Below are 10,193 nucleotides of genomic sequence, written 5' to 3' on the forward strand. Positions count from 1 at the left end.
TTCGTCGTTCGCTCGCGCTCTCAACTACGAATAGGCAGACGGCGTCGACTATCGCGGACTAACCGCCTTCGCTTCGCTATCCATGGCGGTCAGCGCCTGTAGGTGCTTTTGTCTTACACCTCATCTATGCGACTATTCAGCTAAGACCAATAAACAAAACAAGCTGATACCGTGACTACTGACAGCAACAACTTCATCGACTCGTTCCGCAGCTCGTCGCCCTATATCAATGCCCATCGTGGCAAGACCTTTGTCATCCTCTTCGGTGGCGAGGCGGTCGCCGATGCCACGCTGCCGACACTGATTCACGATATCGCGCTACTCAACTCACTCGGCATTCGTCTGGTGCTGGTCCACGGCGCACGCCCTCAGATCGAGCAACGTCTCAAGGCACGAAATGCCGAGATCCGCTATGAGAACGGCCTGCGCATCACCGATGACGATGCTCTCGAATGCGTAAAAGAGGCGGCCGGTACGCTACGCATGGAGATCGAGGCGCTACTCTCGATGGGACTGGCCAACACACCGATGGCCGGTGCTCGGCTACGTGTCGCCTCTGGCAACTTTGTCACCGCACGTCCACTCGGCATTTACAACGGTATCGACTACTGCCACACCGGCGAGGTGCGGCGCGTCGACACCGACGGCCTGAGACAACGCCTCAGCGACAGCAGCGTGGTACTGCTCTCGCCGATCGGCTACTCACCTACCGGTGAGATCTTCAACATCACCGCAGAGGAGATCGCCACCTCGGTCGCCATCGAGCTTGAGGCCGATAAGCTGATTATCCTCAGTGAAGAACGCACCCTGCGCGACAGCCGTCGCAAACCCATACAGCAGCTCGGCCCCTCGGCCGCCCACGACCTGCTTGGCGGCAGACGCAAACTACCGGCCGATACCCGCACCCATCTGGAGAGCGCGATGCTCGCCTGTCGCGGCGGGGTTAAACGCACCCACATCATCGAACGCAGTCTCGATGGTGCGCTGCTACAGGAGCTCTACACCCGCGACGGCGTCGGCACCCTGATCACTGCCGAGAACTATGAACAGACCCGTCCTGCCACCATCGACGATGTCGGCGGCATCCTGGAGCTGATCGAACCGCTGGAAGAGGAAGGTGTGCTGGTGCGTCGCTCACGCGACCGCCTCGAGACCGAGATCGACCACTTCAGTGTTGTGGTGCGCGACAGCACGATTATCGGCTGTGCCGCCCTCTACCCCTATCGTAAGGAGGGCTTCGGTGAACTTGCCTGCCTCGCCACCCATCCCGCCTACCGTAATGCGGGACGCGGTGATGAACTGCTGCTGCAGATCGAACAACGCGCCCGCACCATGGGACTCGACAAACTATTCGTACTGACCACTCGTACCGCTCACTGGTTTCGGGAGCGCGGCTTCGCCCACGCCGATATCAAGGCGCTGCCACTCAAACGACGCGGCCTCTACAACTACCAACGCAACTCAAAAATTTTCATCAAGGAGCTTGATGACCGTGGCTGCCAAACGTACCGAACGACGCAAGAGCAACGGCAGCCGAGGTCGGCGCAAGAGTGATCGTGGTCAGGGCGACTCAACGATCATCAAGTTCATCTTCGTCTTCCTGGTTCTCTTCATGACCATCACCGTTAACCTCTCCGACGGCATGCTGGCGCGTGTCGGCATCGACCCCAACTACCTCTATGCCGCTCTCGCCTCGGTCATCCTCGCGGGTCTAACCGCAAGTAAACCGATGGCGATGTCACTGCTGGTCATTACCGTCACCATCGGTGCCAACCTGCCCACCGAGTACGCCGAGCGCATTGGCGTTAATCAGGATTTTCTGCTCGCTACCCTAATCGCTCTCATCATCGCCCCGCAGTTTAAAAGCTGGCACAGCTGATCATCAGCTAGCCACACCACGGGCGTGCTAAAGCACCCTTTCGTAATGAGCAGACCATGACAGAAAGAGATCTGGCGAACGCCTCGCCTCTCAAGTTAATTCAGATCAGCGACACCCATCTCTACGCCGATACCGATGCCGAACTCTACGGCATTGCTATCGAATCACGTTTCCAGGCTGTATTGGAAAAGGTTGCCACAGAAGAGGCTGACCTACTGGTGGTAAGCGGTGACCTGGCAAACGGCGACACCGACGCGGCCTATCAACGTTTAAAGCACTCTCTTCAAGAGCTCAATCTCGATACGGCGCTCATACCCGGCAACCACGACACCCCTGAGCGAGTCGCCTCAATCAGTGCGGGGCGTCTCTCGAATCAGATGGTCTGGCAGCTGGATGGGTGGCAGATATTGATGCTCGACAGCTCCAACACCAATAGCCAATCCGGACGCCTGGGCAGTAAGCAGCTGGCTGAGCTGGAGAGCCAACTGCGCGCGCATCCCAATCAACCCACACTAATCTTTCTCCACCATCAGGCGGTAGCCATAGGCTGTCGCTGGCTCGATACCATGCTGTTGGAAGATCGAGACACCCTGTTCGACCAGCTTGATCGCAATCCGCAGGTGAGCGCGGTGGTGTGGGGGCATACCCATCAGGCGTTCGAAGCGGAGTACCACGGCATCAAACTCTACGGAACGCCTTCAACCAACGCCCAGTTCAAGGTCAACAGCGATGAGTTTGCCATTGATGAATCGGTCGATACGGGGCGCCCCGGTTATCGTCGTCTACTGTTGCATGCAGACGGGACCATTGAGAGCTGTGTCATCCGGGTGGATGTTTAGGATCTGTTAGCTGAATTCGCCACAGAGTGTTACTTACTTACCGGCGCGAACCAGACCACCAAGTCCTTCACGTTCAAGTACCGTATTGATCTGTTCGCGAATCTCGCTACTGCGTTCAAGCAGCAGTGCCTCCTGCAGCAGGGAACGCGCCTTCTCCGCATCGATAGTACGAATCACCCACTTCACCCGCGCCAGGCTGCCGGTACTCATACTCAGGCTATCAACCCCCATCCCAAGCAGCAGCAGCGCCGAGGCGGGATCACCCGCCATCTCACCGCAGACACTCACCGGCTTACCGAAGCGCCGCGCCCCTTCGACGATCTGCATCATTGCACGCAGCACCGCAGGGTGGAGTGAGTCGTAGAGATCGGCCACCCGTGCATTATTACGATCAACAGCGAGCAGATACTGGGTCAAATCGTTGGTACCGACCGAGAGGAAGTCGACCCGCTTGGCGAGTACATCGGCCTGGTAGACCGCCGAGGGCACCTCCACCATCGCGCCGATCTTCGGTCGTTTCACTGCCACACCCTCTTCGATCAGTTCGTTATAGGCGCGATCGATCAGATCGATCGAATCATCAAGCTCATCGACACTGCTGATCATCGGCAGTAGTAAATTCAGGTTATCGAGTCCGGCGCTGGCACGCAGCATTGCCCGCAGCTGTACCAGAAAGATCTCGGGATGATCGAGGGTGATGCGGATACCGCGCCAGCCAAGGAAGGGATTGTCCTCTTCGATAGGAAAATAGGGCAGCGCCTTATCACCACCGACATCGAGGGTACGCAGCGTTACCGGCCTGGGTGCAAACGACTCCAGCACCTCGCGGTAGATCTCATACTGCTCCTGCTCACTGGGGAAACGCTCACGGATCATGAACGGGAATTCGGTACGGTAGAGCCCCACCCCCTCAGCGCCACTATTAAGCGAGGGTCCGATATCGGAGAGCAGGCCGGTATTGGCATAGAGCGGAATACGCACCCCATCTGGGCTTTCGGCGGGAAGGTCTCGCAACGCCTTGAGGCCGTCGCTAAGCTCATCCTCCTCACGAACCAGTCGTTCAAACTCCTGTACAACCATTGGGCCTGGATTGACGTAGATTCGGCCGCTGTAGCCATCAGCAATGATCTCGGCCCCGTCGACACGGGTCACCGGCAGATCATCGGCACCCATCACCACCGGCACACCCAGCGCACGCGCCAAGATCGCCACATGTGAGGTGCGCGAGCCGCTCACCGAGACGATACCGGTCAACCGCTCCGTTGGAACCTCGGCCAGCATCGAGGCGGTGATCTCCTCACCCACCAGCACCGTATCGGCCGGGTAGTCGATGCGGGTGGTATCGCCCTCCTGCAGATATTGCAGAATGCGCCGTCCCAGATCGCGAACATCCTGGGCGCGTTCGCGTAGATAGGGATCATCCATCTCCTCGAAGATATTCACATGCTCATCGACGGTGTTACGCAGCGCGCCCGGCGCCCAGTTGCCATCACGAATACGCTCGACACTCTTCTCAACCAGCGAGTCACCATCAAGCATCATGATAAAGGCGTCGAACAGCGCGCTATCCTCAGCCGGCAGCACGGGCCGCATGCGCTCAACGATGGTCTCAATATCAACCCGCACGGCAGTTACGGCGGCGCGGAAGGCGAGCTCCTCCGCCTCTGGGTCATCGGCACGACGATCGGGTACCGCTGAAAGATCGGCGTGCGGATAGCGCACCACCGCCGTACCGATCGCCACACCCGGCGCGCCTGAGACACCTAAAATCGGTCGCTCATCGGAGAGCCTTCTACGTTTACGAAGCCCATCGATACCGCCGCTGGCCTGGGCATGGGCAATCGCGCCGGAGAGCTGCGCACCGATGGTAACCAGGAAGGCCACCTCGTCCTCATCAAAACGTTCAACCGCATGGCGCTGCACCACCACCACACCCATCACCTCACGGTGGTGAATCACCGGCACACCGAGGAAGGTGGAGTACTGCTCCTCACCGGTCTCGGGAAAATATTGATAACGCGGGTGGTTCTTGGCGCTCTGAATATTGAGCGGCTCCTCGCGCTCGGCCACCATGCCGACCAGTCCATTGCTGAAATCGATACGCACCTGTCCCACCGAGGCGGCGTTAAGACCATCGGTCGCCATCAAAACGTACTGGTTATGATCGAGGTCGGTCAGATAGACCGAGCAGACATCGACTTCCATCGCACCCTTCACCCGAGAGACGATAATCTCGAGCGCATCGGAGAGGTCAACGGCGGCGTTAACCTCCTGAATGATTCGGCGCAGGACTTCTAACATGGGTGACAATCCATCGACAGCAGGGGGAAATCAACCATCAAGGTTTGCTGATAACCAGACCACCGGGATAGGGGGCTGGCTCTGGCGGTGCACCTTCGGGGAAAACCAGCGGTGCGAGTTCACGTAGTGCGCGTTCATAGACGCTGCGTTTGAACGGCACCACATCGTTGAGTGGGTACCAGTAGTCGACCCAGCGCCAGGTATCGAACTCCGGTTTGTTGCAGTAGTCGAGACGTACATCGCTCTCGCTGCCGGTCAGACGCAACATGAACCAGATCTGCTTCTGGCCAATACAGACCGGCTTACGGTTGCGACGGATAAAACGTTTGGGAAGGCGGTAACGGAGCCAATCCTTGGTCGCACCCGCCACCTCGACATGCTCAGGCTGCAGGCCGACCTCTTCAGAAAGCTCACGATACATTGCCTCTTCCGGCGACTCCTTATGCTGGATGCCGCCCTGCGGGAACTGCCAGGCATCCTGACCGATGCGACGCGCCCACAGTAGGCGTCCGTCATTACGGCTTAGAATGATCCCAACATTGGGCCTATATCCATCTGAATCAATCACTTACAGCTTTCTCTATCACTAATTATTAGCGCCGCATTGTGACAAAAATCGCCCATACAATCAATTCGGGCATAATAATCAATTAGTTAGAGTATGGTGATATTGTTTTATAGCCCACCACATTGATACGCCAACGTTTTACCTTTCAGCCGCCCCTCAGTATCCTTGGCGCCCCAATAGCACCCTAACTGGAGCACAACCTTGGCCCTCGCCATCTTCGATCTCGACAACACCCTGCTCACGGGCGACAGCGACTACCTCTGGGGCCGTTTTCTGGTCGAACAGGGTCTGGTCGACGGCGACCACTACGAGCGTGAAAATCAGCGTTTCTACGATGCCTACAAGGCGGGCACGCTCGATATCTTCGAGTTCCTCGCCTTCAGCCTCAAGCCGCTTGCCGAGCACGACATGGAGACACTCAACGGTTGGCACCGTCAGTTTATGGAGCAGATGATCGCACCGCTCATCCAGGCACCTGCCCAGGCGCTGGTAGAGAAACATCGCCAGCAGGGCGACACGCTGCTGATCATCACCGCTACCAACCATTTTGTGACCGCGCCAATCGCCGCCGCCTTCGGTATCGACAACCTGCTCGCCACCGATCCCGAGATCGTCGATGGTCGCTACAGCGGCGGTGTCGCTGGCACCCCCTGCTTCCAGCACGGCAAGGTGGAGCGTCTCGATAGCTGGTTGGCCGAGACGAGGCATAACCTGGAGGGGAGCTGGTTCTACAGTGATTCGCACAACGATCTACCGCTGCTGGAGAAAGTGACTCACCCGGTCGCGGTCGATCCCGACCAGCAGCTGGCCGATAACGCCACCGAGCGTGGCTGGCCGATCATCTCGCTGCATCTCGAACAGTAGAGACAACGCGACGGTGGCGCAGCGATCTAAACAACAGGGAGAGTGGCTGCTGCGTCTGCTACCGCTGCTGGTCGCAACCCTGGTCGGGCTGCTGTTTGCGCTGGCCAGCGGCAGTGTCGATCTCACCATTCCAGAGCTGATCGCCACCCTCAGCGGTAGCGGTGAACCGCTGCACCAGACCATCCTCTATGAGCTGCGCCTGCCGCGTGCGGTTGCAGCGGCCACCACCGGCGCACTGCTGGCACTGGCCGGTGTATTGATGCAGGTCCTACTACGTAACCCTCTCGCCGACCCCTATATCCTCGGCATCTCCGGTGGTGCAGCGGTTGCTGCACTACTCTCGATCCTGCTTGGCCTCGGCGGTGCCTGGCTGACCGGCAGCGCACTACTGGGTGCACTGCTGGCGATGGCGTTGGTCTTCGGTCTGGCACGCGGCAAGGGCGACTGGTCACCCTCGCGGTTGCTGCTCACCGGCGTGGTCATCGCCGCTGGTTGGGGGGCGCTGATCAGCTTTATCCTCACCCTCTCCCCCGCCGACCACCTGCACGGCATGCTCTTCTGGCTGATGGGCGATCTGAGCAATAGCAGCTCGCCATGGGGTGCGCTCATCATCCTGATCATCGGCCTGCTGCTCACCCTGCCCCTGGCACGCAATCTCAACATCCTCGCCCACGGTGAGCTGCAGGCGACCACCCTCGGTATCGATGTCACCCGGCTGCGTTTCAGCGTCTACCTGCTCGCCTCACTGCTGACCGCTGCGGCGGTGGTACAGGCGGGCACGGTCGGTTTTGTTGGGCTGATCGTGCCGCATCTACTGCGGCTGAGTGGTTTCCGAGACCATCGACTGTTGATTCCTGCCTCTGCCCTACTCGGAGCCACCCTGCTGCTCTTCGCCGACACGCTCGCCCGTGTACTACTCGCACCACAACAGCTACCGGTTGGCGTGGTCACAGCAATGCTCGGCGTACCGTTATTTCTCTATCTGTTACGACGTAGCTCTGCGCACGGGGTCGGTCAGTGAGCCTGCTACAGACAGAGGGACTCGTGGTCGAGATTGCAGGCATCACTGTCTGTCATGATCTAGCACTGCAGATCGTTCCCGGTAGCAGCTGGGCAATCCTCGGTGGCAACGGTGCGGGCAAGACCACCCTGCTGCACACCCTGGCCGGAGTACGCCTCGCTCAACAAGGCGAGATCACCATCAAGGGGCAACCGCTCTCGGCATGGCCACGTCGCCAGTTGGCGCAGGTTGTCGGGCTACTCGCCCAGGAGAGTAGTGATCCCTTCCCGATCACCGTTCTGGAGACGGTACTCATCGGTCGTCACCCCCACCTCGATCGCTGGCAGTGGGAGGGGGAAGAGGATATCGAAATCGCTCAGCGTGCCCTGCAGCAGGTGGCGCTGGAGGGTTTTGAGTCACGCATGGTCGACACCCTCTCTGGTGGCGAGCGGCATCGTGTTACCATCGCCGCGCTAATGGCACAGTCGACACAGCTGTTACTGCTTGATGAACCAACCAACCACCTCGATCTGCACCACCAGGTCACCCTGCTTGATGAGTTGAAAGCAGTCGCGAGCGCAGCGGATGGCGCACTGATCAGCGTACTGCACGACATCAATCTGGCACTGCGTTTCTGTGACCATGCCCTGCTGCTACTGCCCAATGGCGTGACACTACATGGTCCGATCGATGAGGTGGTCAACAGCGAGACCCTCACTGAACTCTATGCCCACCCTGTCATAGAGATCGCCAACGATGAACAACGCTACTTCATGCCACGCTAGCCACTCGAGCAGTAGCTATACTCAGACCATTAACTGCCTCAGGAGAGTTCGATGCGCCGAAGTAGCCAGCGACTATTAATCGTCGTCGCCCTGATCCCATTCTTTGCACTACTCGGTAATCGTGACGAAGAGCCGCAGACACCAGCACCGATTGTCGCTGCCCCAGCCTCACAGACAACCGTTACCGCTGACATCTCATCACATCAAAGCAGCGTCGACTTCAAGCTCCCCTATCTACCAAGATCAGTCATTAACACCAAAGAGATTCCCAACCATGTGCTCAAGGCCGATGCGGCTGATAGCGAACCACTCCCCTACTATGAGATCGCACGTGATACGTTCATGTTCTACGGCAGCATTGCACTCACCGATGAAGATAACCGAGGCTGGAACGGTAACGCAGGATTTGTCATCACCAATGAGGGTGTAGTGGTTATCGACTCACTCGGCACACCCAAACTCGGCGAACGGATGATCGCCACCATCCGCAGCCTGACCGAGCAACCGATCCGCTACCTGATCATCACCCACAACCACCCCGACCACAGCTACGGTTCAGTCGCCTTCGCACGCCTCGAGGGGGTCACCATCATCGGTCACGAGGGAACGATCGACTATCTCGAATCCGACCTAATCGACCACTCGGTCAACTACCGCCGCGAACTTCTGCCGAAGGATATGGCCGGCTTCTCCCCCATCACCCCCGACATTCTGATTGGTGGCGAGACCTTCTCCTCAAAAACAATCGAACTGGGCGGTGAGCAGTTCAACATCTACAACGTAGATCGTCACCACTCATTCGGTGATCTGGTCGTCGAACAGGTCAACGAAAAGGTTATCTGGATATCCGATCTCGCCTTTAACCAGCGCACCACCTACATGGCCGACGGGTCGAGCGAAAAGTCGGTCAGAGGTCAGGTGTGGTTGTTGGAGAAGTTTGCCGACGCAAAGCTGATGGTCCCCGGCCACGGCAGCGCACAGACCGCCCCCTTCCCGATGGTCAGTAAAACCCTCGTCTACATGCAGCGCCTACGCACCCTGATGAGCAACGCCATCGAAAACGATATCGATATGCAGGAGGCGATAGAGAGCGCCGATTTCAAGGATTGGCAGGAGACACGGCTCTACGAAGAGAACCAGGGCTCCAATGCACACTTTGTATATAGGGAGATGGAAGAGGAGCTGTTTTAGGCGCTCGCCAATCAGGTACCGGAATCAATACTGACTCCGGTACCATACGACCTACGTATCGTGTTGTTCAGGAAAGAGAACTAACCACGACGCCTCAGAACCAGCCAGCAGACTCAACCCGGCATAGGCAGGCTTACCACAGGGAGCAGCACCAACCGCCTCAGCCACACTGAACGCAGCCGGAGAGAAGTAGACCACAACCTCACAGTGAAGCCGCCCCTCCGACTCATGGCGAACGAAGAGCGCCATCGCCTCAGGAGCACCACTCTTCTCAAACTCCGACAGGAACAGCGCCTCGAGCCGATCCAGCGCCGCTCCAACCAACATGGCATCGCCGAGACTCATTGAAAACCAGCTATCCATAACACCTACCTATCCAATCAGCCCACTATTTGGCATCGACCCAGAAATTGTATAACCTCGGAACCACGGCCTGAGAGACACAACAATAACAGAGCCATTCAAGCGAAAGCCCTCAAACAACAGGAAGAGGCACTGCAGGATGCATAATCACAACAACACCCTCAGTAATACAACACACACACCCGCAGAAGTGAGAACTTTTGGCGGCATAACGCAATTATACGAGCCGGTCACATAACGCATTATATGTGCCACCCACATAATCTACTGTTAGATGAATGTTAATTTCAAGGAAGGGGGTTATATTGAACCTCCCCCAGTTTAACGGGTACTTTTAATAAGCGACAATGTCGCAATAGGAGTATCCAAATGACTAGAAAACGCAAGCCATATAAGACCTACA

10 protein-coding genes are annotated in these 10,193 nt (G+C 57.8%); 7 read left to right on the forward strand and 3 right to left on the reverse strand.

The features are described 5' to 3' along the window. The first annotated feature begins 171 nt into the window (after window positions 1-171). Genes argA through BOW52_RS15150 form a run of 3 tightly spaced genes read left to right on the forward strand, consistent with a single transcriptional unit; the run spans window position 172 to window position 2,718 of the window. Window positions 172-1,554 (forward strand): amino-acid N-acetyltransferase, encoded by a 1,383-nt coding sequence (gene argA, locus BOW52_RS15140; protein ID WP_078484922.1) that lies wholly within the window; start codon window positions 172-174, stop codon window positions 1,552-1,554. Further along, window positions 1,493-1,879, forward strand: coding sequence for a hypothetical protein (locus tag BOW52_RS15145; protein ID WP_135622506.1), 387 nt, complete (start codon window positions 1,493-1,495; stop codon window positions 1,877-1,879). The genes argA and BOW52_RS15145 overlap by 62 nt, the downstream gene beginning before the upstream one ends. Before the next feature lie 56 nt (window positions 1,880-1,935). After that, entirely contained in the window at window positions 1,936-2,718 is a 783-nt protein-coding gene (locus tag BOW52_RS15150; protein ID WP_078484924.1) for a phosphodiesterase, read from the forward strand. 33 nt (window positions 2,719-2,751) lie between these two features. On the opposite strand, the gene ptsP is transcribed toward BOW52_RS15150, so the two are convergent. Together ptsP and BOW52_RS15160 are read right to left on the reverse strand one after the other, a co-directional pair. Further along, entirely contained in the window at window positions 2,752-5,019 is a 2,268-nt protein-coding gene (gene ptsP / locus BOW52_RS15155) for a phosphoenolpyruvate--protein phosphotransferase (protein ID WP_078484925.1), read from the reverse strand. Window positions 5,020-5,056: 37 nt separating this feature from the next. Next, a complete protein-coding gene (locus tag BOW52_RS15160; protein ID WP_078484926.1) occupies window positions 5,057-5,587 on the reverse strand; it encodes an RNA pyrophosphohydrolase in 531 nt (176 codons plus the stop codon). Window positions 5,588-5,788: 201 nt separating this feature from the next. On the opposite strand from BOW52_RS15160, the gene BOW52_RS15165 reads away from it, so the two are divergent. Genes BOW52_RS15165 through BOW52_RS15180 form a run of 4 tightly spaced genes read left to right on the forward strand, consistent with a single transcriptional unit; the run spans window position 5,789 to window position 9,427 of the window. Next, complete coding sequence (locus tag BOW52_RS15165; RefSeq protein WP_078484927.1) at window positions 5,789-6,451, forward strand: histidinol-phosphatase; 663 nt, start codon at window positions 5,789-5,791, stop codon at window positions 6,449-6,451. 13 nt (window positions 6,452-6,464) lie between these two features. Further along, window positions 6,465-7,472 (forward strand): FecCD family ABC transporter permease, encoded by a 1,008-nt coding sequence (locus BOW52_RS15170; RefSeq protein WP_408021572.1) that lies wholly within the window; start codon window positions 6,465-6,467, stop codon window positions 7,470-7,472. Then, window positions 7,469-8,236: an ABC transporter ATP-binding protein gene (locus BOW52_RS15175; RefSeq protein WP_078484928.1), complete on the forward strand. Its 768-nt coding sequence runs from the start codon at window positions 7,469-7,471 to the stop codon at window positions 8,234-8,236. The genes BOW52_RS15170 and BOW52_RS15175 overlap by 4 nt, the downstream gene beginning before the upstream one ends. A 51-nt stretch (window positions 8,237-8,287) precedes the next feature. Next, window positions 8,288-9,427 (forward strand): MBL fold metallo-hydrolase, encoded by a 1,140-nt coding sequence (locus BOW52_RS15180; RefSeq protein ID WP_078484929.1) that lies wholly within the window; start codon window positions 8,288-8,290, stop codon window positions 9,425-9,427. A gap of 51 nt (window positions 9,428-9,478) precedes the next feature. On the opposite strand, the gene BOW52_RS15185 is transcribed toward BOW52_RS15180, so the two are convergent. Then, a complete protein-coding gene (locus BOW52_RS15185) occupies window positions 9,479-9,790 on the reverse strand; it encodes a hypothetical protein (protein WP_078484930.1) in 312 nt (103 codons plus the stop codon). Between the last annotated feature and the right edge of the window lie 403 nt (window positions 9,791-10,193).

Source organism: Solemya pervernicosa gill symbiont (assembly GCF_002020875.1).
In the GTDB taxonomy this organism is placed as follows: Bacteria; Pseudomonadota; Gammaproteobacteria.